This window comes from Mycobacterium numidiamassiliense (assembly GCF_900157365.1).
GTDB lineage: Bacteria > Actinomycetota > Actinomycetes > Mycobacteriales > Mycobacteriaceae > Mycobacterium > Mycobacterium numidiamassiliense.
Window position 1 is genome coordinate 1,412,202 of record NZ_FUEZ01000004.1, and the last position, 24,565, is coordinate 1,436,766.

General features: G+C 66.4%; 25 protein-coding genes. 16 read left to right on the top strand and 9 right to left on the bottom strand.

Features of this window, described 5'->3' with window-relative positions; all coding sequences use genetic code 11:
- From MNAB215_RS15375 to MNAB215_RS15405, 7 genes are read right to left on the bottom strand one after another with little or no spacing between them, the layout of a single operon-like run.
- On the bottom strand, positions 1-783 hold the full coding sequence (locus MNAB215_RS15375) for an enoyl-CoA hydratase/isomerase family protein (protein ID WP_077079608.1): 783 nt from the start codon (positions 781-783) through the stop codon (positions 1-3).
- On the bottom strand, positions 780-2,387 hold the full coding sequence (locus MNAB215_RS15380) for a class I adenylate-forming enzyme family protein (protein ID WP_108637634.1): 1,608 nt from the start codon (positions 2,385-2,387) through the stop codon (positions 780-782). The genes MNAB215_RS15375 and MNAB215_RS15380 overlap by 4 nt, the downstream gene beginning before the upstream one ends.
- A gap of 16 nt (positions 2,388-2,403) precedes the next feature.
- Positions 2,404-2,919, bottom strand: coding sequence for an aromatic-ring-hydroxylating dioxygenase subunit beta (locus MNAB215_RS15385; RefSeq protein ID WP_077079610.1), 516 nt, complete (start codon positions 2,917-2,919; stop codon positions 2,404-2,406).
- The gene (locus tag MNAB215_RS15390) at positions 2,916-4,211 is read right to left on the bottom strand and encodes an aromatic ring-hydroxylating oxygenase subunit alpha (protein ID WP_174604593.1); all 1,296 of its coding nucleotides are present in this window, start codon (positions 4,209-4,211) and stop codon (positions 2,916-2,918) included. Before MNAB215_RS15390 ends, MNAB215_RS15385 begins: the two co-directional genes overlap by 4 nt.
- Complete coding sequence (locus tag MNAB215_RS15395; protein WP_077079611.1) at positions 4,208-4,648, bottom strand: Zn-ribbon domain-containing OB-fold protein; 441 nt, start codon at positions 4,646-4,648, stop codon at positions 4,208-4,210. Before MNAB215_RS15395 ends, MNAB215_RS15390 begins: the two co-directional genes overlap by 4 nt.
- Complete coding sequence (locus tag MNAB215_RS15400) at positions 4,645-5,763, bottom strand: thiolase family protein (RefSeq protein WP_077082042.1); 1,119 nt, start codon at positions 5,761-5,763, stop codon at positions 4,645-4,647. The genes MNAB215_RS15395 and MNAB215_RS15400 overlap by 4 nt, the downstream gene beginning before the upstream one ends.
- Positions 5,764-5,795: 32 nt before the next feature.
- Positions 5,796-6,041: a hypothetical protein gene (locus MNAB215_RS15405; protein ID WP_077079612.1), complete on the bottom strand. Its 246-nt coding sequence runs from the start codon at positions 6,039-6,041 to the stop codon at positions 5,796-5,798.
- Between the two features lie 199 nt (positions 6,042-6,240).
- Between MNAB215_RS15405 and MNAB215_RS15410 the strand changes: the two genes are divergently transcribed.
- The 7 genes from MNAB215_RS15410 to MNAB215_RS15440 are packed head-to-tail and all read left to right on the top strand — an operon-like array spanning position 6,241 to position 13,644.
- Complete coding sequence (locus tag MNAB215_RS15410) at positions 6,241-7,164, top strand: alpha/beta fold hydrolase (RefSeq protein WP_077082043.1); 924 nt, start codon at positions 6,241-6,243, stop codon at positions 7,162-7,164.
- Positions 7,161-7,982 (top strand): 2-oxo-hept-4-ene-1,7-dioate hydratase, encoded by an 822-nt coding sequence (gene hpaH, locus MNAB215_RS15415; protein WP_077079613.1) that lies wholly within the window; start codon positions 7,161-7,163, stop codon positions 7,980-7,982. Before MNAB215_RS15410 ends, hpaH begins: the two co-directional genes overlap by 4 nt.
- Positions 7,979-8,743 (top strand): aldolase/citrate lyase family protein, encoded by a 765-nt coding sequence (locus tag MNAB215_RS15420; RefSeq protein ID WP_281253327.1) that lies wholly within the window; start codon positions 7,979-7,981, stop codon positions 8,741-8,743. The genes hpaH and MNAB215_RS15420 overlap by 4 nt, the downstream gene beginning before the upstream one ends.
- A gap of 45 nt (positions 8,744-8,788) precedes the next feature.
- Positions 8,789-9,961, top strand: a complete 1,173-nt coding sequence (locus MNAB215_RS15425) for an acyl-CoA dehydrogenase family protein (protein WP_077079614.1) — start codon at positions 8,789-8,791, stop codon at positions 9,959-9,961.
- 12 nt (positions 9,962-9,973) lie between these two features.
- A complete protein-coding gene (locus MNAB215_RS15430; RefSeq protein ID WP_077079615.1) occupies positions 9,974-10,996 on the top strand; it encodes an acyl-CoA dehydrogenase family protein in 1,023 nt (340 codons plus the stop codon).
- On the top strand, positions 10,993-12,144 hold the full coding sequence (locus tag MNAB215_RS15435; protein ID WP_077079616.1) for an acetyl-CoA acetyltransferase: 1,152 nt from the start codon (positions 10,993-10,995) through the stop codon (positions 12,142-12,144). Before MNAB215_RS15430 ends, MNAB215_RS15435 begins: the two co-directional genes overlap by 4 nt.
- Positions 12,145-13,644: a class I adenylate-forming enzyme family protein gene (locus MNAB215_RS15440; RefSeq protein WP_173813934.1), complete on the top strand. Its 1,500-nt coding sequence runs from the start codon at positions 12,145-12,147 to the stop codon at positions 13,642-13,644. It abuts the gene before it with no gap.
- A gap of 6 nt (positions 13,645-13,650) precedes the next feature.
- Here the strand turns inward: MNAB215_RS15440 and MNAB215_RS15445 are convergent, their stop codons facing one another.
- On the bottom strand, positions 13,651-14,187 hold the full coding sequence (locus MNAB215_RS15445) for a hotdog domain-containing protein (RefSeq protein ID WP_083746319.1): 537 nt from the start codon (positions 14,185-14,187) through the stop codon (positions 13,651-13,653).
- A gap of 212 nt (positions 14,188-14,399) precedes the next feature.
- Here MNAB215_RS15445 and MNAB215_RS15450 point away from each other — a divergent pair, with 212 nt between their 5' ends.
- Entirely contained in the window at positions 14,400-16,850 is a 2,451-nt protein-coding gene (locus MNAB215_RS15450) for a CaiB/BaiF CoA-transferase family protein (RefSeq protein ID WP_077079617.1), read from the top strand.
- A gap of 4 nt (positions 16,851-16,854) precedes the next feature.
- Here MNAB215_RS15450 and MNAB215_RS15455 read toward each other — a convergent pair whose 3' ends face one another.
- Positions 16,855-17,538, bottom strand: coding sequence for a TetR/AcrR family transcriptional regulator (locus MNAB215_RS15455; protein WP_077079618.1), 684 nt, complete (start codon positions 17,536-17,538; stop codon positions 16,855-16,857).
- A 136-nt stretch (positions 17,539-17,674) separates the two neighbouring features.
- On the opposite strand from MNAB215_RS15455, the gene MNAB215_RS15460 reads away from it, so the two are divergent.
- The 8 genes from MNAB215_RS15460 to MNAB215_RS15495 all read left to right on the top strand — a co-directional run bounded on the left by MNAB215_RS15460 (position 17,675) and on the right by MNAB215_RS15495 (position 24,560).
- A complete protein-coding gene (locus tag MNAB215_RS15460; RefSeq protein ID WP_077079619.1) occupies positions 17,675-18,811 on the top strand; it encodes an amidohydrolase family protein in 1,137 nt (378 codons plus the stop codon).
- Between the two features lie 4 nt (positions 18,812-18,815).
- On the top strand, positions 18,816-20,015 hold the full coding sequence (locus tag MNAB215_RS15465; protein WP_077079620.1) for a thiolase C-terminal domain-containing protein: 1,200 nt from the start codon (positions 18,816-18,818) through the stop codon (positions 20,013-20,015).
- On the top strand, positions 20,012-20,461 hold the full coding sequence (locus MNAB215_RS15470) for a Zn-ribbon domain-containing OB-fold protein (RefSeq protein ID WP_077079621.1): 450 nt from the start codon (positions 20,012-20,014) through the stop codon (positions 20,459-20,461). Before MNAB215_RS15465 ends, MNAB215_RS15470 begins: the two co-directional genes overlap by 4 nt.
- Before the next feature lie 4 nt (positions 20,462-20,465).
- The gene (locus MNAB215_RS15475; protein WP_077079622.1) at positions 20,466-20,681 is read left to right on the top strand and encodes a hypothetical protein; all 216 of its coding nucleotides are present in this window, start codon (positions 20,466-20,468) and stop codon (positions 20,679-20,681) included.
- Between the two features lie 12 nt (positions 20,682-20,693).
- Positions 20,694-21,509, top strand: a complete 816-nt coding sequence (locus MNAB215_RS15480; RefSeq protein WP_077079623.1) for a mycofactocin-coupled SDR family oxidoreductase — start codon at positions 20,694-20,696, stop codon at positions 21,507-21,509.
- Positions 21,510-21,734: 225 nt separating this feature from the next.
- A complete protein-coding gene (locus MNAB215_RS15485; protein ID WP_077079624.1) occupies positions 21,735-22,892 on the top strand; it encodes a cytochrome P450 in 1,158 nt (385 codons plus the stop codon).
- 10 nt (positions 22,893-22,902) lie between these two features.
- Positions 22,903-23,742, top strand: coding sequence for an NAD(P)-dependent oxidoreductase (locus MNAB215_RS15490; protein WP_077079625.1), 840 nt, complete (start codon positions 22,903-22,905; stop codon positions 23,740-23,742).
- Entirely contained in the window at positions 23,739-24,560 is an 822-nt protein-coding gene (locus MNAB215_RS15495) for a mycofactocin-coupled SDR family oxidoreductase (protein WP_077079626.1), read from the top strand. The genes MNAB215_RS15490 and MNAB215_RS15495 overlap by 4 nt, the downstream gene beginning before the upstream one ends.
- The last annotated feature ends 5 nt before the right edge of the window (positions 24,561-24,565 follow it).

A 24,565-nucleotide genomic window follows, 5' to 3' on the forward strand; every position in this document is an offset into this window, starting at 1 on the left:
TCATCGAGTTCGCGGCTTCTTCTTGTTGTTCAACGAGTCCGGGCTGGCTCCGGCATTGCCGAGGTCGGTGAAGAACTTTCCGTGTCGGGCAGCAACACTGGGGGTCAGATCGCGGGCCTCCCACATCGCGCGAACGGTGCCCTGAACACCATTAGGTCTGCGCGCGGCGATTTCGGAGGCCAATTCGAAGGCGCGGGCCCGTAGTTGGTCGTCCGGGACCACCTCAGTCACGAGCCCGATGCGTAGAGCGGTCTGCGCCGATATCCGCTCCTCGCTGCCGAGCAACGCCCAGCGCATCACCTCGCCGTAGGGCACACCGAGGGCCAGCATGCCCATCGGCTCCAGTGCCGAGACGATGCCCGCATTGGCGTGCGGATCGAAGAACGTGGCTGTCTCACTGCAGATCGAGAAGTCGCACTCGTTGACGAAGTACATGGCGCCGCCGGCCACGATGCCATGCAGTGCCGCGATCACCGGCTTCCACACTTTGTGCGCCTTGGGTCCCAGTAGTTCGCCCGGGTCCTCCTGGTTGAAGATGGGCTTGTGGGTCCACCAGGTGCCCTCGGTGACGTCGATTCCGGTGCAGAACGCGCGCTCGCCGTTGGCGCACAGCACCGCGACGCGGATGTCCTCGTCGTCGCGTACGCGGGCCCATGCCGTGGTCAGATCGGCGGCCATCTGTTCGGTGAAGCTGTTCAGCTTGTCGGGACGGTTGAGCGCCACGGTCGCGACATGGTCGGTCACCTGGAATTCGATGGTGGCCAGGTCGGTCTGCTCGATCACGGTCGCTCCTCGGTCGATCCGGTGGATACCGGCATCTTCTCACCCGACCCGCTTACGTGGTTCACCTGGTTAGCGATCTCGCGTTTGAGGATCTTGCCCGCGGGGCCGAGCGGGAACTCGCGCCAGAACACGAACCGGCGCGGCTGCTTGTAACCCGCCAATTCCGCGCGGCACAACGCGGCGAGTTCGGCGGCCAGGGCGTCCTGGTCGGCGACGTGGGATTTGGGAATCACAGCGGCGACCGGCGTCTCACCCCACTCCGGGTCGGGAACCCCGACCACCGCCACCATGTCCACGCCGCGGTGCGAAGCGAGCACCCGCTCGATCTCCGCCGGGTAGACGTTGAACCCACCGGAGATGATGAGATCGGTTTTGCGCCCAGTGATGTGGAGGTAGCCCTCCTCGTCAAGGAAGCCCAAGTCGCCGGAGCGCAACCCATCGGGACGAAACGTCTCGGCGGTCTGTTCGGGCCGGTTCCAGTAGCCAATCGCATTGGCGGGGCTGGTGATCACGATTTCGCCGACGTCGCCGGGCTGGGCGTCTCTGCCGTCGACGTCGATGACGCGGATCACACACATCGGGGTTTCCTGCCCGCATGAGGTTGAGATCGAGGTTTTGCCGGCAACGATGTCGCGATGATCCTGCGGGGTGAGAATCGTGGCCTGTCCGCCGCATTCGGTCAGGCCGTAGCGCTGTTGCAGGTCACAACCGAGCAGGTCCATCGCTTTACGCGCGAGGCCCGGCGGCACGGGGGCTGAACCGTAGGAGATGCGCCGCAGGCTCGACATGTCCCGCGGCGGGCCGTCCTCGAGGATCGCCAGCGTGCGGTGCAGCATCGTCGGGATGAACGTCGTGAACGTGATGGCACTGCGTTCGATCTCGTCGATCACGGCCTGCGGGTCGAATCTCTGATGGATCACCATGGTCTGACCGAGATAAAGCCATGACACCGTGCGGACCATGCCGCCCGCCGTGAAGAACGGGGTGGTGGCAAGCATGACGTCCGAGCGGTTGGCCTCGGTCACAAGGTTCGTGTCCGCCGCCTGGTAGAGCAGGGCACGGTGGGTGTGCATCACGCCCTTGGCTCGACCGGTCGTGCCGCTGGTGTACAGGATGAACGCCACGTCATCCGGCGTGACGTCGCGGTGCCCGCCGCCGGGCTGCGCTTGCGCCAGCGCCGTCTCGTAGTCGGTGACCAATTCGCTCGTGTCGAGCGCTGAGCGGGCACCCACGCCCAATATCATTCCCAGCTCCGTCAATTCGCCCAGGAACCTGTCCAAGTGGTCCGCGTGGATGATCACCGCGCGCGCACCGGAGTCGTCGCATACGTGGGCGACCTCGTCGGGAGCCAGCCGGATGTTCACCGGTACCGTGATCAGCCCAGCCTTGGCCAGGCCGAACGAGATCTCGGGCCATTCAAGGCAATTGCGGGCGATCACCATCACTCGATCGCCCGGTGCCAGCCCCCGGCCGATCAGGAAGCTGGCGAGTCGACGGGCCCGCTCGTCGACCTGCGACCAGGTGAGCGCCCGGTCGGCGTCGACCAGCGCACGCTTCTCGGGGAAACGGCGGGCGTTGTTGGTTGCGATGTCACCGATGAGCATCAGATGAGAAGTCCGTTCAAATCAGGAAAGCGAGTGTCTCGACCGGGCCGCTTGCGTCGATCAGGTGCACGATCTTACGAATCAGCCGCGGGCCTTCCGGGGACAAGCGAATCGTGTGGATAACCCGACCGGACCAGAAGCGTTGACGCACACGGTATTCAAACAATGCGAAGTTGGATTCGACCGTGACGTTGTCGGCACCCGCGTCCACCACCTCGCTGTTGGAGATCACCCGCCGCATCACCGACGGTGGCGTCTGGGAGTGCCGGTTGCCGGTGTTGAGCTGCGCCACCCGGCTCTTGATCCGCCGCCGGTTGTCGTTGATGTAGGCCAGCGTGGTGCGCGGGTCGTCGTCGGGGTGCATCGGGACGCGATACTCAACCGTGTCGTCGTCATCGGCCCACAGCGCCTCCCACTCCGAGTAGCGGCCCTCGTCGGCCAGGCGGGCCTCCAGATACAGAAACGACAGGATCTCGGGGTCTGGCAGCGGACGCAGAACGGGACGTGCCTGGGTTTCGGAATTGACGGTCATGCGCCCGCCGCTCCGCCGACGACCGAGGCCCAGTGTGCGTAGAACCCGCGCTGGGGGGTCTCGGCACTCTTGTCCCGGTTGATGATTCCGGTCGTATCGTCGACATCGCTTTCTATGCCGCGGGCCAGCATCAGCCACTCGGGCAGCTCGGCGGCTAGGCCGGCCTGGTTGCGCATGCCGATCTCGCCGTCGTCGGCGATCAAGAATCCCGCCGGACCCATCGCCCCCTCGGAACGGCGCAACGTGCGCTCGTTCAGCGCATCCTGGCCGGGTATCAGAACCGCGGTGGTGTAGGCGACGGTGCGGTCGGGCGCCTGCGGCTCGACGAACATCACGTTCATCTCGGCCAGGAAAAGGTTGGGCCAGATCAACGTGTGTGGTGGACCCACCACCAGTGCGTCGTGCGCCTGCACGGAACCGTACGCGCCCTCGAGGGCGTCGACATAGTCGGCGAGCTTGGCCCGCGGGATACGGCCGTACCAGACGAATTCCTCGTCGAGCTTCCGGTATTCGTCGCTGTAGTCGATCTCCGAATGGCCGTTGCCGAGATCGCGGACCAGCACGTCGACCTTAGTCGGGACGTGCGACACCTTGGCGGGCTTGATCGCGTCGTACACCGAGGCATGCGTGAACAGCGCGTGGTAGCCGTCGACGTTGTTCTCCACCACCATTTTCCAGTTGGCATGGTGCAAGTGCTTCATCCAATTGGCCCGCAAGTCGATCTCGCGGGTGGGGGACAGGTTCAGCAGACGATCGATGGCGCGCGTTGCCCTGCCAAGATGCTCGGACAACGAGATGCCCTCGGGCGCCAGCGACGCGAAGACGAATCCGCCGTAGCTGTCCACCCGGGGCGCCTGGGCAAGGCCCAGCTCCGAACGCACCTGATTGAACGCATGGCCGTAACCCTCGCGCATCGGAACACCTTGCAGCGCACCGGTATTGCTAAACGTCCAGCCGTGATACGGGCACCGGAACGAGTTGGCGTTGCCCTTCTCGGCGTTGCACAGCTTGTTGGCCCGGTGGGTGCAGCGGTTGAGCACCACCCGAATCACGCCGTCCTTGCCGCGCGCCACGACGACCGGGTCATGCCCGATCATCCGGGTGAGGTAGTCGCCCGGCTCGCTGACCTCGCTCTCGTGGGCGACGTACACCCATCCGGTCTTGAAGATAGTGTCCATTTCGCGGCGGAAGATCTCGGCGGACGTGTACACGGTTCCGTGCACGCGGTCACTTCGTATGACGCTGCCGACGTCGAAATCATCTACGGCAGAGGCGGATTCAAGGGTTGTCACTGGTCCTCCAGGATGTCGATGGCCGGGATGGCGACGTCGCCGAGGTGGCGGAAACCGATGTGCACCGCTGCGCCGATGGGCGGTGCGGTGCCGGCGGGTTGCACGGTTGTCATCACCATCCGGTGACCGCTCGTCAGCTCGACGTCGACGATGGGGTAGGGCATGACGCCGCGCACCAGGCCGGGCTCGCGCCGGTGCATGAGCGTCGCAGCGTGTACCGTTCCGCGCGGAGCGACTGTGCTCCAAGCGCGTTCGGCGGTCCCGCAGCTGTCGCAGACTTCTTGGTCGAGCTCGAGTGGCAGGGCGCACGCCGCGCAGAACGGCATCACGAGTTCGTTGCGTGAGGCCGCTCCGTACAGCGGCGCCAGCACATCGTCATCGGCGGCGGGTGCCAGCGCGCTGTCCAGCAGCCAGTCCTCGACCGCGGTGGCGGTCATGCGGCGCGCTCCAGCACCAACGCGGCATGGTGGTCCAGCCGGCCCCCGATGCCGCCAACCAGCGCCACCGTGGCACCGGGAACCTGACGTTGCCCGCCGGTGCCGCGCAGTTGAATCATGGCCTCCGCCAACGGTGTCATGCCCTGCAGGTAGAAACCGGACAGCTGGCCACCGCCGGTGTTGGTCGGCAGCGTGCCGCCCGGCCCGGTGTGGCCGTCGCGCACGAATGCGCCCGCCGGAACGTCACCGGTGAGCCGGTATTCGTCGAGCAGCGCCAGGGTGACGATCGAGAACGGGTCATACAGCTCGGCGACGTGCAGGTCGGATCGGACCATGCCGGCCTGTTCGAGCGCGTCCTGCACCGCGCGCCCACCGCCGCCGAACCACGACTCGGCTCCCGCGCGACGGCGCCGCACCGGATGTGCACGCCCAGTGCCGCGAATCCGCAATCGGGTGCCGCCGACCGAGGGCCGCCCGGTCAGTACGACGGCGACCGCGCCGTTCACCGGCCGGGCGCAGTCGAGCAGCCGAAGCGGCTCGGCGATCATCGGGGAAGCGTCGTAGTCGGCATCATCGAGCTGCTCTCGGTTGACCGCGTCAGGATTGCCGCGCGCCCATCCCCTCGCGGTGGTGGCCACCGCCCGCAGCGCGTCGGCACTGGTGCCGGTGACGTGCAGCCAGCGCTGGGTCAGCAGTGCATACGTCGGCACCGAGCCAAGCAGCCCCGACGCCCGCTCCAGCCCGCGCACCCCGACATTGCCGCCGCTGTGTGCGTAAGTCGACCCTGCGCCGCGGCCGGCCACCAGGGGTGCGTCGGCGAATACGCACAGTACGGTCGACGCCTCACCGGAAAGGATCGCGTGGCGCGCGCGCTGGATCATGGCGATAGTCGTGGCGCCCTTGATCTCGACGTGCTCCAGCAGGCGCAGGTCCGAAAAGCCGGCCGCGGCGGCGAATCCAACCCCCAGCCGGTCCGGCCGGACGCCCTGCGACGAGCCGACCAGGATCCCGTCGACATCAGCGCGCCCGAGTCCGGCGTCGGCCAGCGCGGCGGCACTCGCCTTGACGGCCAGCTCCAGCGGCGTGGCGCCCGGACGCAGCGACATCGCGGTCATGCCCAGGCCGACCAGGTCGGCGTCGGCGATGCTCACGGCCGCTCCGTTGGCCGGCGTTCGCCGCGATAATTGCCCACCCTTACCCACTCTTCGCGATCTTCGGCGGTGGCCAAGGTGAAGCTGGCCAACTCCAAGGGACACAAGAAGACCTGCTCGCCGCCCTCGAGGTCCTCGACGAGCAGGCGGGGGCCGTTGCCGTTGACGTCCAACGACAACCGCACGGCCGCGAACTCGTTGACCAGGTCGGCGAGGACGCGGCGTCCGGCCGGAGTGTTCACCTGCCCAGTATTACCGCATACAAGTGTCAGAATCAATGGACGAAGACGGAACGACGCCCTGGCGTATTGCGCGCAGGCCAAGTGGTGTGAGCCGTTATTCACATGGGAACATAGAGTTTGTGCGACGATGGGGAACGCGCGGAGCGACGTCAGCACTAGATGACAGCTGTGTCAGATACTCCAGATGCGGGAAGGCGAGATGAGCCAATTACAAGCACCGGCCGCGGCGGCCGACGTGAGCCGGGTCGACACGGAGAACTACCGCAGCATCTGGATGTATCTCAAGGAGCTCGAGTTCCGGCAAGGGTTCGTCGACATCGGAGTCAATGGTGTGTCCGTCCGTACCCGTTATGCCGAGGCGGGCGGGCCGGATAAGCCGCACGCCATCCTGCTGCACGGCACCGGCGGGCATTGGGAGACGTTTGCGCCCAACCTCGCCGCACTCTCGCAGCACTTCCATTGCGTCGCGATCGACATGGTCGGCAACGGGTTCTCCGACAAGCCGGACTACGACTATGAGATCGCGGTCTACGTCGAACACGTGCTGGGGGTGATGGACCACTTCGGCATGGCGTCGGCCAACTTCATCGCCATGTCGCTGGGTGCGTTCGTCGCGTCCGCGATCTCCGTCGGCCATTCCGACCGGGTGGACAGGGTGATCCTGATGTCGCCGGCCGGGCGGGAGGCTTCGGCGTCGAACATGGCGCGCATTCGGGCGGAACGAACCAAGGCGGTCAACGAGCCGACCTGGGAGTCGCTGCACGGCGTGTTCGCCCACCTGATCGCCGACGAGGCCAATCGCCTGCCCGATCTCATCGGTTTGCGCCAGGCCGTCTATCGGCGCGAGGACACCCGCGACACCATCGACCGGCTGCTGATCCTGCAGGACGAAAAGGTCCGCCACCGCAACTTGATTCCGGACGACAAGTGGCGCGGCATCGAGGCGCCGGTGATGATCGTGGCCTCGGGCAAGGACCACGGCGTTTACCAGGACACCGCGCGCACCCTCGCGGATCTGATCCCGAACTCAGAGGTGTTCGAGATGCCCTCGGTGCGGCACTGGCCGCATTTCGAGGATCCCGAGGCGTTCAACGCCGCGGCGATCGAGTTCCTCTCGAGATGAGCAGACCCGCCGACGACGAGGTCGCGGAGATCGCTCGGCGGCTGTACGAGGCCGAGCAGACCCGCACGCCGATCCGACAGTTGTCGTTGGATTATCCCGACATGACCATCGAGGATGCGTACGCGGTGCAGCGGGCACTCGTCGCGCTGAAGGTGGCCGACGGGCGAGAAGTGAAGGGCCGCAAGATCGGCCTGACCTCGAAGGTGATGCAGCGGTCGGTGTCGATCGACGAACCGGATTACGGCGCGCTGTTCGACGACATGTTCATCGAGGACGGCGGACGCATCCCGGTGGGCCGCTACATCCGTCCCCGCGTCGAGGTCGAGTTGGCGTTCGTGCTGGGCGAGCAGCTATCCGGCCCGGGCGTCACGTTGTTCGACGTGCTGCGGGCGACCGAGTTCGTCACTCCGGCGCTCGAGATCCTCGACGCCAGGGTGCAGATGTCGGATCCCGAGACGGGCCATCTGCGCACCATCGTCGACACCATCGCCGACAACGCCGCGGACGCCGGTCTGGTTCTGGGCGGGCGGGTCTTCCGCCCATTGGACGTCGACCTGCGCTGGGTGGCGGCCCTGTTGCTGCGCAACGGCACCATCGAGGAGTCCGGGGTGGCCGCGGCGGTGCTCAACCATCCCGGCAACGGCGTGGCCTGGCTAGCCAATCGGCTTGCTCCGCACGGTGTTTCACTGAATCGCGGCGAGGTGATCCTGTCTGGATCGTTCACCAAGCCGGTGTTCGCCGAACCGGGGGACAGCTTTGTCGCCGACTATGGACCACTGGGCACGGTGTCGGTGACGTTCGATTCGGAGGCGTCGTGACGAACCGGTGGACGCAGCGGATCGGCGACGGCGACTCGCGGATCGGCATGTGGGTGGCCTCGGGCAGTGGCTACGTCACCGAAATCTGCGCGGGATCCGGAATCGACTGGCTGCTGCTGGATCAGGAGCATGCGCCCAACGATCTGCGCACCACGCTCGAACAGCTGCAGGTGCTTGCCGGCTACCCGGACGTCGATGTGCTGGTGCGTCCGCCGTCTGCCGACCCGGTGTTCATCAAGCAACTGCTCGACATCGGCGCGCAGAACATCATCGTTCCGATGATCGATGGCCCCGGTGAGGCAGTCGCGGCGGTTGCCGCCACGCGGTACCCGCCCGAGGGGATTCGCGGGGTGGGCAGCGCGTTGGCCCGGGCATCGCGATGGAACCGCATTTCTGACTATCTCGTCACCGCCGATGCAACGGTGTCGTTGACGGTCCAAGTGGAGAGTGTGGCCGGCCTGGCGCAACTCGGCGAGATCGCCGACGTCGACGGCGTTGACGCCGTCTTCATCGGTCCGGCCGACCTGGCGGCCTCGATGGGCAAGCTCGGCCAGCCGGAGCATCCAGACGTCGTGAGCACCATAGAAACTGCGTTGGCAACCATCGGCGAACACGGCAAGCGCGCCGGGGTCAACGCGTTCAGCGAATCGCTGGCACGCCGCTACATGACGGCCGGCGCGAGCTTCGTGCTCGTAGGAGCGGACGTGGCACTGCTGGCCCGTGGTGCCGAAGAACTGGCCGCAAGGTATCGCAGCCCATGACCGTCGCATTGTTTCTGACTATCGTGTCACCTAGAATTCCGGATCATGGACCTCGACTTCACGGCTGACCAGCTCGAGTTCCGCGACCAGGTCCGCACGTGGCTCGACGAGAACAAACCGGCCGAACCGCGCCCGCGCGACGACGCGGGTATCCGTGAATACGACTTGGCCTGGCAACGCACTCAGGCCAAAGGCGGCTGGGCCGGCATCGCCTGGCCCACCGAATACGGCGGCAAGGGGCTGACGCTGCTTCAGCAGTTGATCTGGTACGAGGAGTACGCCGCTCGGGGGTTCCCCGGCATCGATGCGTGCTTCGTCGGTAACTCGCACGCCGGGCCGACCCTGATCACCAGGGCCACCGACGAGCAGAAGTCGTTCCACTTGCCGAAAATTCTTGGCGGCGAGGTGATTTGGTGTCAGGGCTTCTCCGAGCCCGACGCCGGATCGGACCTGGCGGCGTTGCGCACTAAGGCGGTGATCGATGGCGAGCACCTGGTGGTGTCGGGGCAGAAGCTGTGGACCAGCTTCGCCACTGTCGCCGACTATCAGGAGCTGCTGGTGCGCACCGACAACACCGGCAGCAAGCACACGGGCATCACTTGGGTGATCTGTGACATGAGCACGCCGGGCATTGACGTCCGCCCGATCGAGACCATCGAGGGCGGCTCGGAATTTTGCGAAGTGTTCTACGACGATGTGCGCATTCCGCTAAGTAATGTGGTCGGCGAGGTGGGCGAGGGCTGGTCGGTCGCGATGGCCACCTTGTCTTTTGAGCGTGGGACCGCGTTTACCGCCAACCAGGTCCGGTTGGCCAAGATCATCGAGGACCTGATCGATTACGCGCGCGACCACGTCGGCCCGGACGGTCGCAGGCCTGCCATCGCCGACGACGAGATCGCGCGACGACTGGCCCGGGCCCGCGCCTCAGTGGCGTCGCTGCGGGCGCTCACCTACACCAATATCTGCGAGGCCATGAAGACCGAGATGCCCGGTCCGCGGGGTTCGATCGTCAAGTTGATGTACGCCGAATTGGCCAAGGAGATCGGCAAATTGGCGATGGACGTTGTCGGTCCCGCCTCGGTCCGGTATTCGTCGCGCTGGGACGTCGACGGCTGGGTCGGTTATTACTACTACAGCTTCTCCCAAGCCATTGGTGGCGGAACGTCGGAGATTCAGCGCAACATCGTCGGCGAGCGCGTGCTGGGGCTGCCGCGATGAGAGGAGACGACGGTGGATCTGCTGCCCGGAGCTGAGCAACTCGAAATCATCACGGCAGCAGGAGATTTCCTTGCCGATCGGATGCCCGTCGAACGGATCCGCGCCAGCCGCCATGCGGAGGCGCCGATTCCCGAGTCGCTGTGGCGGGAATGCGCCGAGTTGGGTCTGCTCACGCTCGGACTTGACGAGGAGTCCGGCGGATCGGGCCGGCCCTTGGACGACGAGGCACTGCTGTTCGTCGAACTCGGCAAGCGCCTCGCACCGGGGCCGTTCCTGGCCTGCACGTTGGGTGCCCGGGTGGCCGCCCATTGCGGCGACGACGCGCTGGCGCAGCGGATCGGCTCCGGCACGGCGTCGGTGGCCCTCGCGGTACTGCGTGGCGACGGCGACGTGCGCCCCATTAAGGGCACTTTCGATTTGTTCGAATCGGCGGGTGCCTCGCACGCCCTGCTGGTGGCCCGCAGCGGCGCCGCGCTGGTCGACATCGATTCCTTCGGTCCGCTGGCGCCCGTGGTCGCGGCCGACCCGGGTACTCGAATATCTTCTGCCACAGTCAAATCCGTCGAGCCGATGCACTGGTTGCCCGCAGAGGACGAATGGATCTGGGGGCGCGCCATGGTGCTCGCTGCGGGCTATCTCACCGGCTTGGCCGCGGCCGCGGCAGCGTCGGCGACCGAACACGCCAAGACTCGTGAGCAGTTCGGCAGACCGATCGGCGTGCACCAAGCGATCAAGCATGCCTGCGTCAACATGGAGATCGCTGCCGAGGCCGCTCAGGCGCAGACATTCTTCGCCGCGATCGCGGTGGCGGGTGGACGCGCCGATGCGCTGCTGCAGGTGCTGTCGGCCGTCACGGTGGCCGGCTCGGCGGCCGTCGACAATGCCTCCGCGGGCATCCACGTATTCGGCGGGATGGGCTACACATTCGACAACGACATGCACTTGTATCTGAAGCGCGCACACGTGTTTCGGCACTTGTTCGGTGAGCCCACCGATGTGCTGACCGAACTACTGGCCCAGGACCGTGCCCAGTGAGCGGCGCGGTCGCCATCGCGGGGGTCGCCCTGTCCGACGTCGGCCGGGTCGATTACAAGGGTCCCTACGAGCTGATCGCCCAGGCCAGCCGCCGCGCCCTGGCTGACGCCGGCCTGAGGCCCGATGACGTCGATGGGTTGGCCTCTACCGGTCAGGGCACCCTGCCCCCGGTCGATGTCGGCGAGTATCTGGGGCTGCGGCCCCGCTGGATGGACTCCACCGCGGTCGGCGGAGCGTCGTGGGAGGTGATGGCAGCCCATGCGGCCGACGCGATCACCGCCGGGCACGCCGACGTCGTGCTGCTGACCTACGGATCCACCGCCCGGTCGGATCTTCGAAAGGGGTTGCGGGGGGCCAACATCAACTGGGGTGCGCGCGGGCCACTGCAGTGGGAGGCGCCCTACGGCCACACCCTGATCTCCAAGTACGCCATGGCCGCGCGGCGGCACATGTTCACCTACGGCACCACGATCGAGCAGCTGGCCGAGGTCGCCGTGTCCGCGCGGTTCAACGCGGCCGACAATCCCGAGGCCTACTACCGCGAACCGATCACCATCGACGACGTCCTCGGCGGACCGATGATCGCCGACCCGTTCACCAAGCTGCACTGCTGCATTCGCAGCGATGGCGGGGCGGCGGCCGTCCTTGTCAGCGCGGAACGCGCGAAGGATCTGCGGAGTAAGCCGGTATGGGTGCTCGGCTCGGGCGAGACCACCTCGCACATGCTGACCTCCCAGTGGGACGACCTCACCGTCGGCCCGGCCGCCGTCAGCGGGCCACTGGCGTTCGCCCGTGCCGGGGTCTCCCCGTCCGACGTCGACGTCGCCGAAATCTACGACGCATTCACCTACATGCTGCTGCTCACTATCGAAGATCTCGGCTTCTGCCCCAAAGGGGAGGGCGGCGGCTTCGTCGAGAAAGGCTCGTTGCGCCTCGGTGGCGAACTCCCCACCAACACCGACGGCGGCGGCCTGTCCGCGTGCCACCCGGGTCAGCGGGGATTGTTCCTCCTGGTCGAGGCGGCCCGTCAGCTGCGCGGCGAATGCGGGCCGCGGCAGGTGCCCGACGCCCGGATCGCCTGCGTCAGCGGCACCGGCGGGTGGTTCTGTTCAAGCGGCACAATGATTCTCGGCGCCGAGGAGCCGTAGGTGGCCCGCGCACCACTGAGCTCCGACGTGGCCAACACCCGGGCGATGGTGGAGGCGGCCGCCGCCGTCCACGGGGACCGCGAGGCCTACGTCGAACCCGGAGCCCGAATCACCTTCGCGGAGTGGGTCGGCCGGGCGCGTGGCGTGGCAGCGCAATTCGCCGACCTCGGGGTCGGCAAGGGCGACGTAGTCGTGCTGTGGCTGCCATCGGGCATCGACTACGCGACGTGTTACGCCGCCGCGGCAATGATCGGCGCGATCACCACCGGGCTCAATCCACGGCTGGGACGCAGAGAGATCGAATCGATTGTGCAGCAGGCCGATCCAGCGTTGGTCGTGGCTGACGAGGAGCTCGGTGCGCTGCCCGACACCGGGCATCGGCTGCTGTCGCGGGATGCGCTGTGTAGCGACACGTCGCGCTCGGCGCCACCTTGCGTGGAGCTGAACCGCCGGGATCTGGTTGCGTTGATCTTCACCAGTGGCACGACGGGGACGCCGAAGGGCGCGGCCTTCGATGCCGACCGGCTGGCCGCGGGCGCGGCCGCATCAGGGGTGATGAGCGAGGCGTATGACCGGCGCCTCACGTCGACGCCGTTTTCGCACGCCGGGTATATGTTCAAGCTCTGGGATCAGTTGGTGTGGGGCAGCACGCTGGTGGTGCCGCCGACGCCGTGGTCGGCCCAGGGCATGTTCGACATCCTGCGCGACGAGCGGGTCACCGTCGCCGGCGCCGTGCCGACCCAGTGGGCCAAGCTGCTCGACATCGAAGGCGTGAGCCCGCACGCGTTGCCGCACTTGCGGATCGGCGTCGTCGCCACCGCGCCGGCGCCCCCCGAACTGGTGCGTCGGGTCGGAGAGGGCATCGGGGTTCCGCTGGTCGTGCGGTACGCGATGACCGAGTGCCCGACTATCAGCGGCACCGAACCAAGCGACGCCCCCGAGATTCAGTTCCGTACGGTGGGACGGCCGGCCGCCGGCATGGACCTACGGATCGGATCCGACGGCGTCGTCGAGGTGAGCGGCCCGTGTGTGATGCGTGGCTACTGGCGCAACCCGACACTCACCGCAGAAGTGCTGCGCGACGGTTGGCTGCGTACCGGCGATGTCGGCGCGCTCGGCGCCGACGGCAATCTCACCCTCGTTGGGCGCAGCGGCGACATGTACATCCGGGGCGGCTATAACGTGCATCCCGGCGAGGTGGAGCGCGCACTCGCCGGTCACGCGGGCGTGAAACAAGCTGCCGTAGTTGGGCGCTCGGCCCCAGTGATCGGAGAGATCGGCGTCGCGTGCGTCGTGCCGGCTGACGCCGCGAGGCCCCCCACGCTGGCCGAGTTGCGCACTCATGTGGTGGACGAGTTGGCCGATTACAAGGCGCCCGACGAGCTCCTCATTGTCGACGAGCTGCCACTGACACCCATGCTCAAGCCGGACAGGCTTGCCCTGCGTGAACTGATCACATTGCACGACGAAGACATTCAACGTCGACGATCGTCAGGCTGAGCAGACTCATGGTTGATCTGGGCGCAGCTCGATGAACAGGCCCTCGGCTTCGGCGCATAGCGTGTCCCCGTGCGTGAGTTGAGCACGGAGAGTCCGTTTGCGCCCTTGCTCGCTGACGAACCACGCCCGCACCGCGAGTTCCACGCCGACGGGAGTGATGGACCGGAAGTCGGTGTGTAGATACGCGGTTCGCGCAGGCGCACGGCCGCCGCTACTGGCCAGGCGGCCAAGCACTTCATCGAATAACAGCGGGATAGCTCCGCCGTGGACAGCTCCACCGCCGCCCAGAAAATACCGGCCGAACGTTACCGTGCCCGCCACCTTCTCACAGTCGCCCGCAATCGGAATAAAGTTGGGGGACATGGTTTGTCCGCGGCCTGGCAGATCCAGGCGGCGAGCGAAGATCTGTCGGCGCTCGGGGACTGCGGATTGGGCCAGCCGCTCGGCCCACCTATGCAAGTCGTTCGTCAGGGTAACGGTGGTCGCCGCGTCCGGCGCGGCCGCAGCCACATCGTCGAGGAAATCGCGCAGCGCGGCGATCATGTCGCCGTATTCGGCGCCCCCACCCGGGCTGCGTACCGTCGGCTCCTGCCAGGTCCGCATCGGCGGGAACCCGCCCCGTGGCTCCGCGTCTTGAGTCTCCGTCATTCCGCAAGACTAATGCATTGACATTAATAATGATCGCTGAGATGCTGACGTGGCGTGCGTCACTTCACGTCTTATTGAGATCCGCCCGCAGGCGCTAGGGAGCGAACATGTCGGAAGTCGCGTCGGACGGCCCACTGGCCGGCCTGGTGGTGGTCGACCTGTCGACGACGCTGCCCGGCGCGCAGGCCACGCAGTTTCTCGCCGACTGCGGTGCCGAGGTGATCATGGTCGAGCCGCGCGACGGCAGTCCGTTGCGCGGCCTCGCGGGCTGGCCCGCCCTGCTGCGTGGCAAGCGCAGCGTGACGTTGGACCTGCACCACGACGCAGACCTCAACCGGTTGCGGGCACTGCTGCGGCGTGCCGACGTCATGGTGAACACGCTGCGGCCGAGCACCGCCGAGCGCCTCGGCCTAAGTCCCGAGTCGCTCTCGACGCGGTATCCGGGGTTGGTCGTCGCCAACGTCACCGGCTGGGGTTCGACTGGGCCGTTTCGCGACTACAAGGGCTGGGAGGCCCTGGTGATGGCGAAGACCGGCGTCATGCACGAGAAGCGCGGACTCGCCCCGCGTCCGGGCCCGGCGTTTACCACGTTCACCTATGCCTCGTGGGGCGCCGCCCATGCCGCCGTTCAGGGTGTGCTGGCCGCGCTCCTCGAGCGCGAGACCAGTGGGCGCAGCCAAACCGTCGAGACCAATTTGGTGACCGGCATGGGTTCGATGGATCCCTACAACTGGTTCTACGAGATGGTGCTCCAACGGTATCCGGGCGCCTTCGAACCGATGGACGCTGCATACGACGATCAGGGCCGGCCCCAGGCCTATCTCATCTACGCGCTGCTGGTGTGTGCCACCAAGGACGGGCGATGGCTGCAGTTCGCGCAGGTGTCGCCGAAGTTGATCGGCGCCTGGCTCACCGAACTCGACCTGCTGGGGGAGCTCGCCGACCCGAAGTGGCAGGGCTTTCCGATGCTGCCGACGCCCGAACTTCGCACCGAGTGGTGGGACATGATGATCGAACGGGTCGGCGCCCGCACGCTCGCCGAATGGCAGCAGGCCATGGCGGAGAACCTTGACCTGAGCGGTGAACTGTTCCGGAGCCCCGAGGACTCGCTGAACCACCCGCAGACCGTTCACGAAGGGCGTGCCACCACCGTCATCGACCCCGACCTCGGACCCGTGCGACAACCGTCGACCCTCATTCATGCCGACGGCAAACCGCTGACCGAGCTTCGGCCTGCCCCCCGAGTCGGCGAGCACAACGGCTCGGTCGCCTTCGACCAAGTGGGCGGCGCCGCCCTGCCCGCACCACGGGGAGACCACGACGACCCGCCGCTGAAAGGTGTGACGGTGCTGGAGTTCGGCAGCATGTTCGCCGGACCGTACGGCGCGACCCTGCTGGCCGACTTGGGCGCCCGCGTGATCAAGGTCGAGCCGCTGCAGGGCGACAACATCCGCAACCTGGTCGCGTTCCCCGAGGCGGGCGGCGCAAAAGTGTTGCAGGGCAAGGAAAGTGTGGCGATCGACTTCACCACGCCCGAGGGCCTCGAGCTGGTGTACGAGCTGGCCAAGCTGTCCGACGTCGTGCTGCAATGCTTCCGCGGCAAAGCGGCGGAACGAGCGAAGATCGACGAGGCCTCGCTGCGGGCGGTCAACCCGGACCTGGCGTTCGTGACGACCTCCGGCTACGGGGTCGACGGGCCGTTCGCCCATCGTGCGGCCTACGCACCGTCGGTCGGTGCGGCGTCCGGCCTGGCGCAGGTCGACAGCCACGACACGGGCGAGCCGCCCACCGACCTGGACGACCTGCACCGCCGGGCGGTCAGACTCCACGCGGGCGGAGCCGTCCCCGCCGTGCAGTCCGACGGCATCGCGGCACACGGCGTCGGTTCGGCGCTGCTGGTCGCGTTGTACGCCAAGCGCCGCGGCAAGACGCTGACGAACGTGGTCACGACCATGCTCGCCACTGTGCAGCAGGCGATGATCGCCTACAACGCGAGCTATGCGTCCCGTCCCGCCGAGATGCCCGCCGACGAACAGTTTTTCGGCATGAGTGCCTTGTACCGGATGTACCGTGCGGCCGACGGTTATGTCTTTCTCGCTGCACCATTGCCACGCGAATGGCCGGCACTGGCGAAGGCGATGTCGCCCTACGTCGACCTGCACGCCGACGAGCGCTTTGCCGACGCCGAATCTCGCGCGCGCTATGACGAGGAGTTAATCGCCGCACTGACAACGGTTTTCGTGACCAAGACCAAACTGGAGTGGGAGCGCGAATTGTGCGCCCAAGACGTCGGGTGCGTCGAGGTGGTGGAGGCCAATTCCGAGTTGGTGCTGCAGGGCGACCTGTACTACGAGGCAGGCTATGCCGTGGACGCCCACAGCCCGATCTTCGAGGAGCATCGTCGGCTCGCGCCGCTGTGCCGGTTCTCGCGATCACGGACGCGGGCCGATGCGGGATGCACCGTCGGGCAGCACACCGATGCGGTGCTGCGCGAAATCGGGCTGGACGATGCTGCGATCGCGGGCCTGAAAGCCGGCGAGATCGTCGGCGGCAGCTGACGGCTCAGACGTCGTCTTCGGCGATCAGCGCGCGGGTTTCATACGACACCGGGGCCGTTAGCATTCCGACCCAGGTGTCCACGTAATTGTGCAGCTGCGCTTCGCTGAGGCCATGCCCGGCGCGGGCGGCGGCGGCCAGCACGTTGACCAGGCTGATGTAGAGCTGAAATGTCCGGCCACGCCGGATCCGCTCGGGCAGGTCCTGTAGCGCGGCGTCGACCAGTTCCTCCAGCTTCTCCTGCGTCCAATCGTCGTCGACGTGATCGGGCCAGTACTCGCTGCGGGCCCGCGGATCCTCGGCAAGCCGGGCCAGGAAGGGCGCGAACATTTCGCCCGCGGCGATGCTGTTGGCCAGTGGCCGCACCAGCAGCCACACGACCGCGCGGGGATCGGCCTCCTTACCTTCCTCGCGCATGCTCGCGAGCATCTCCTGGCGATCAGTCCCGAGTGACGCTTGGCGATAAGCGATCAGCGCGCGAATCAGACCGTCGCGGGAGCCGAAGTGATAGCGGATCACCGAGGTGTTGGACTGTCCGGCGGCCTGCTGGATCTCCCGCAGCGTCACCGCCTCGATGCCGCGCGTGGCGAAGAGCCGCTCGGCGACTTCCATCAACATCACCCGGGTCGATTCGCCCGACGCGTTGCGCCTCCGCTCGCCCGCGGCCGACTCGGTTCCCAGCTCCGGCATGGGCCTCCTCTAGTTCGCCTCAGTCTTACCGGCGTCACAACCCGAACCAAATAGTAATGGCTAGTTATTATAAATACTGGACTTGCATGGGAGCAGCTGGCATCATTCGAAACAGCGACGGATCCATGGAGGGCCAATGTGCATGATCTGGACGAATTCGGGAGACTCCCACTTCCTGGAACCCGACGACCTGTGGCAGTCCCGCTTGCCCAAGGCGCTCGCCGACCTGACGCCGCACGCCGAGAAGGATCCCGACAGGGAGTACGAGACCGTCTCGGTCGACGGACAGACCTTCCGGCGCAAGCTGCCGTCCTCGGCGATGGAGGCCTTCATCGAGGAGAGCATGAAGCCGCAAGGCATCCGCGACGCGAAGGCACGGCTGGGGGACTTGGACAAAGAGGGCGTCTGGGGCGAGGTGATCTTCCCGTCGCTGGGCATGTGGGGCTCGACCTTTCGCACTCCTGAACTACTCAAGGCATGCATGCGTGCCAGCAACGAGTGGGCGCTCGAGGAGATCTGCGCGGTGTCGCCGCGCTATGTGGTAACTGCCCAGGTGTCGACACTGATCGTCGAGGACGCCGTCGAGGAATTACATTGGGCCGCAGACAAAGGCTTCAAGGCGGTGTTCTTGCCGACGACACCGCACCCCAGTGCCCCAGACTGGCATCGCAAGGAGTGGGAACCGTTCTGGGCGGCGGCCGAGGAAGCCTGCATGGTGATCGCGTTCCACATCGGCACCGACCCGGTCGACATGACCGTCGGTGGCGCCAGTGGCGGGGCGGGGATGGTGTACCGCGGGCCGGGTGGCGCGGTGATGAATTACGCCGAGACCACGTTCTCGGGACAGCGGGCGGCGATGAAGATGGTCGCCTCCGGCGCGCTGGACCGCCACCCCGACCTTCGGGTGCTGATCTCCGAAGGCGGCGCGACCTGGGTGCCGTTCCTCGGCGACCGGATGGTCGAGGGCTACCGTCAACACCATATGGCGGTGCGGCCCAAGCTGACTCGTAGTCCCAAGGAGATCCTCTACACCCAGGTGTATGCGTCTTTCCAGCACGACGAGACCGCGGTCGCCGCCTACGAGCACATGGGCTACAAGAACGTGATGTTCGGCAGCGACTACCCCCACATGGAAGGTACCTTCGGCCACACCCAGGACACCCTGAAGGGGCTGTTCGACGGGGTGAGCGACGAGACCCGGCTGCGCATCACCCAGGGCACGTTCTACGAACTGTTCCCGGATGTGCCGCCCATCCCGGCCGAAAAGTTCTGAGCGCGTGACTACTTCGTCCGGGCTGCGCGACGTCGCGATCGTGGGTGTCGGGGCCACACCCTATTACAAACGCGGTGGGTCATTGCCGAAGTCGATCACCGAGTTGGCCGGCGAGGCCATCCTGGCGGCGTGCGAGGATGCGGGCCTTCCCGTGACCGACGTCGACGGCTTCGCTTACCACTCGGGCGCCAGCGCGGGCTACACCGAGAAGATGGACACCGCCGACTTCGTGGAAACGCTTGGGATTCCGGAAGTTCGCTTTACCGCCGCACTGACCTCTGGCGGCGGCGGCTCGGCGGGCGCAATCGGGCTGGCACGGGCCGCCATCGTTGCCGGCGATGCCTCGGTGGTCGTGACGGTGATGGCGCTTCAACAATCCAAACAGCGCCTCGGCTCAGTGTTTTCGGCGATCGAACCCGATCCGATCAACTCCTTCCTGCAGCCGTCCGGGCTGTTCGGGCCCGGCCAGTTGATGTCGGTCATGGCTCGTCGGCACATGCACCTGTACGGCACCCGCCGCGAGGCATTCGCCGAGATAGCCCTCTCGACACGGGCCAACGCGGCGAATCGACCGAAGGCGATGCACCCCGAACCCCTGACGCTCGAGGACTATTTCAACGCTCGGATGATCGCAGAACCCTTGTGCCTCTACGACTTCTGTCAGGAGACCGACGGGGCGGTGGCCGTGATCACCACCAGCATGAATCGTGCAAAGGATCTGAGGCAGCCAGCGGTGCCGGTGGTCGCCGCCGCCCACGGTGGCGTCCGAGAGTGGGGCAGGGCTTTTGCCTGGATGGGGATGCCTGACGAATACTTCGCCTCGTCGGGCAATGCGCCCATCTCCAAGCGGCTCTACGAGCAGGCCGGTATCGGCGCCGCCGACATCGACGTCGCGCTGCTCTACGACCATTTCAGCCCGATGGTGCTCATGCAGCTCGAGGACTACGGGTTCTGCGGCAAGGGGGAGGGCGGCGCGTTCGTCGAAAGTGGAGCGATCCGGTACGACGGCGGCTCGATTCCGGTCAACACCCACGGCGGCCAACTCTCCGAGGCCTACATCATCGGGATGACCCACATCATGGAGGGAGTCGAGCAGATGCGCGGCACCGCTATCAACCAGGTCGCCGACGCCGAACTCGCCCTGGTCACCGGCGGCCCGGCGAGCCTGCCCGTGAGCGGCCTGGTCCTGGGACGCGCCGCGTGAGCACCGCCGCCGCCACCCTCGCCACGACGATCCCCGGCGAGCATGTGCGGATTGCGATGAACAAGGACACCGAGCCGTTCTGGATCGCCGCGAAGGAGCGGCGTCTGGTGGCACCGCAGTGCGGCGACTGCCGGTCCTTCCGGCTGCCCCCCACACCGTTCTGCCCCAATTGCCAATCGAAACAAGTAAATTGGATCGACCTCAGCGGCGATGCCGTCGTTTACAGCTTCGCCGTCGTGCATGGTTTCCCCGGCATGCCCGATCTGGTGTTGGTGCCGGCGGTCCTCGACCTGCCCGACGCACCCGGCGCGCGACTGGTCTCCAACATCGTCGACATCGCACCCGCCGACGTCACGATAGGAATGCCTGTCCACGTTGACTTCTCACCGATCGCCGACGGCTGGCTGCTGCCTGTCTTTCACGTCGGCCCTCGGGGCGAGGAGTAACGCCGTGTCCGACGACAGCGCTCTGCATGAGAAGCCCCTCGAGTTCCTCACCAGCATCGCCAACACCGGCGGATCCTGTGACGGTCAGGCGATCCTGCCCGTCAATGGTCACTTCCGCTGTACGTGCTCGTGCGGTGACTGGGACGTCGAGGTCGATGACCCGCAGGAAGGCTTGCGGCAAGCAAGGATTCACACCGGCAGCGTGACTGATAGATACTGAGGAGCAAATGCCATGGGTAATTTGAACGGCAAAGTCGCCTTCATCACCGGAGCGGCCCGAGGCCAGGGTCGCGCGCATGCGGTCCGGCTCGCGGCGGACGGCGCCGACATCGTCGCGCTCGACATCTGCCGCGACATCGACTCCATCGACTACCCCAACGCCAGCCCGGAGGACCTCGACGAGACGGCCAAGCTCGTCGAGAAGGAGGGTAGACGCATCGTCGCCCGCCGGGCCGACGTGCGCGACGCCGACGCCGTCGAGCAGGTGGTTGCCGACGGGCTCGCCGAGTTCGGGCGCCTCGACATCGTGATCGCGAACGCCGGCGTCATTCGACTGGGCCCTGGCGGCGACCGGCGGCAGACCTTTCGTGACATCATCGACGTCAACCTCATCGGCGTGTGGAACACGGTGGAGGCCGCAGTCCCGTCCCTTATCGACGGAGGCCGCGGCGGATCGATCGTGCTGACGTCGTCGAGCGCTGGACTTAAGGCTCCGAATACCGATCGCGCAGGCGGGCAAGCGTACGGCGCGGCCAAGCGCGGTCTGGTCGCTCTGATGCAGACCTGGGCGAATAACTTGGCGCAGTATTCGATTCGCGTCAACACGATTCACCCGACCGGGGTTGCCACCGGAATGGTGATGAACGACGCGATGGCGGCGATGTTCGAGGCCAATGATCCGTCGCTGGCCGCAATGCAGAACGCGCTGCCCATCCAGGTCCTGATGCCGGAGGATATCGCGAACGCGGTGGCGTTCCTGGTGTCCGACGAGGCGAACTTCATCACCGGCACCGCCTGGCCACTCGACGCCGGCTTCGCCGTCCGTTGACAGTCCCGGCGGATGTTGAGGAGTATTGCGTTCGCATCCCTACATAGTTAACCTAGTTCGACGGGTCTCCATTGATCCGTCGTGGCAATTCGCGCGAGGTTGACAGTGGACTGTCGTAGTACGCGAGCCGCGCGTGCTCGTAATTCGCGCTTGTTCTCGGCCGTACGGAAGGACGTCATGATCCAGAACCAGCCAACGGCAACATGTCCCGTAAAGAGCGTCGATATGAACACCCCTGACTCGCCTGCTCTGACACACTTCCATCTGCTCGATGAGTGCCAGGACGAAGCCGGGCCGGTGTTCCGCAACACCGAAGCCGGCATGGATTACTGGGTGTTCACCGAGAACTCGGTGATCCTGGACGGACTCCAGCACCCTGAACTCTGGTCGAGCAGCGTCATCGTGCCGACCGAACCGGAGCCGCCCTACAAGTGGATCCCGATCATGATCGACCCGCCCGACCATGCGAAATGGCGCCAGGTGCTCGCAGAGTACTTCTCACCAGGCCGGGTCAAGGGCCTGCGGGAGGCGCAGCAGAAGCTGGCCGCGGAACTCATCGACCAGGTTGTCGGCGAGGGCGGGTGCGACTTCGTGGCGCGGATCTCCCGGGTGTTCCCGTCGACGGTCTTCCTGACGATTATGGGCATGCCCGTCGAGGATCTCGAGCAGTTCCTGGCCTGGGAGGACATGATCCTGCATCAGAGTGGCGTAGGCGACGACGTCAACGCGGCCCGGCTCGAGGGCATGACGCACGTGATGGGCTACTTCTCGGGCCTGATTCAACAGCGACGCGAGAACCGTGACCCGGGCGCCGACGACATCGTCAGCAAGGCCATCGACTGGACGCTGGACGGCGAACCGATCAACGACCTGGAACTCCTCAACTGCCTGCTGCTGTTGTTCATGGCCGGGCTCGACACGGTCTCCAACCAGCTGTCCTACGCGATGCTGCATCTGGCCACCCATCCGGCCGACCGTGCCCGGATCGTCGCCGAACCCGAGCTCATTCCGAGGGCGGTGGAGGAACTGCTTCGGGTGTATCCGATCGTGCAGACCGCGCGAAAGGCGACCCAGGACATGGAGTTCCACGGCTGTCCGGTCAAGGCGGGCGACATGGCGTCGTTCTCGCTGGCGTTCGCCGGGCGCGACCAAGGAGCCTATCCGAACGCCCGTACCGTCGACCTCGACCGCGGCGTGACGCGTCATCTTTCCTTCGGCGGCGGCCCGCACCGGTGCCTCGGTTCGCACCTCGCCCGGCAGGAGCTGGCGGTGGTGCTGGAGGAGTGGCACAAGCGCATCCCGGACTACGAGGTCTCCGGACAGCCGATCGAGCACGGCGGTCAGGTGTTCGGCGTGGATTCGCTGAATTTGACGTGGAGCTGAGGAGGCCGCATTGACCAGCGCCGTGGGATTCCTCGGTGCCGGACAACTCGGCGAACCGATGATCGATCGGTTGCTCGGCGCGGGCCACGACGTACTGGTGTGTGCCCGTCGCGAGGAGGTCCGCCGCCGACTGGCGGCGAAGGGCGCGGCGCTGGCTGGTTCGGTCGCCGACCTGGCGCGCGGCAGTGACGTCCTGATCTCGTGCCTGTTCTCCGATGCGCAGTTGCGCGAAACCGGTCTCGGCCCAGACGGTTTCATCGCCAACGCGAAGGACGGCGCGGTGTTCGTTTCTCATACGACGGGCACGCTGTCCACCCTCGAGGCGTTGCGGGATAGTGCTCCTTCGGCACCGATCATCCTCGATGCGCCGGTCAGCGGCACCGTCGAGAACATCGATGCGGGCACGCTGACCGTGCTGATCGGCGGGCCGGGTGATGCCGTCGCCTCGGTGACGCCGATCTTGGCCGCTTATGCGGACCCGGTGGTGGCGACCGGCGCACTGGGCAGCGCGTTGGCGCTCAAGCTGATCAACAATCTGTTGTTCGCGGCGAACGCTCAACTCTTGGCTGCGGCAACGCAACTGGGCACTCAGTTGGGCATCGAGCCGGACGTGTTGTTGTCCACGCTCCAGGTGTGCAGCGCGAGGAGCCACGCGGCGGACCAGGCTCACCGCATCGGCGGGATGGAACGGTTCGAAGTACTGGCGGGGCCGTTCCTGCGGAAGGACGTCGCGGCGTGCCGTGAGGCGGCGGCCGAGGCGGGTGTGGAGCTGGGACTGTTGGGCACCGCAGTGCGCGAGGGGCCGCTGGCCCTGGACGTCGACTCGGCGACCGCAGGGTCAGACCGATGACGGGTCGGCTCGCTGGGAAGGTGGCCTTCATTACCGGCGCCGCCAGGGGACAGGGCCGTGCACACGCGGTGCGGATGGCCGAAGAAGGGGCCGACATCATCGCCGTCGACCTGGCGGGCCCGTTACCCGACTCGGTGCGCTACCCTTCCGCCACCCCGGACGACCTCGCCGAGACCGTGGCCATGGTGAAGGCGAAAGGTGGCCGAATCATGGCTACTGCCGCGGACATCCGCGATCTGGACGCGCTGCGGACGGCCGTCGACGAGGGCGTCGAGGCCTACGGGCGACTGGACGTCATCGTGGCCAACGCCGGAATATGTGTCCCGGCGCCGTGGAACGAGATCACGCCCGAGTCGTTTCGCGACATCATCGACGTCAACGTGACTGGCACGTGGAACACGGTGATGGCCGGCGCGCAGCGGATCATCGACGGAGGCCGCGGCGGGTCGATCATCCTGATCAGCTCCTACGCCGGTGTCAAGGTGCAGCCGTACATGGTGCACTACACCGCGAGCAAGCATGCCGTCACAGGGATGGCCCGGGCCTTCGCCGCAGAGCTGGGCAAGCACGACATCAGGGTCAACAGCGTGCATCCCGGTCCGGTCAACACTCCGATGGGCGGCGGGGAGATGATCGCCGCGCTGTTCGCCGCGATCGAGACCAACCCCACGCTCAACGGGATGGGCACCCCATTCCTGCCGCAGTGGGCCTGCGAGCCGGAAGATGTTGCGGCTGCGGTGTGTTGGCTGGCCTCCGACGAGTCGCGCTATGTCACCGCCACCCGTTTGTCGGTCGACCAGGGGATGGCGCAGTTCTAGCCGGG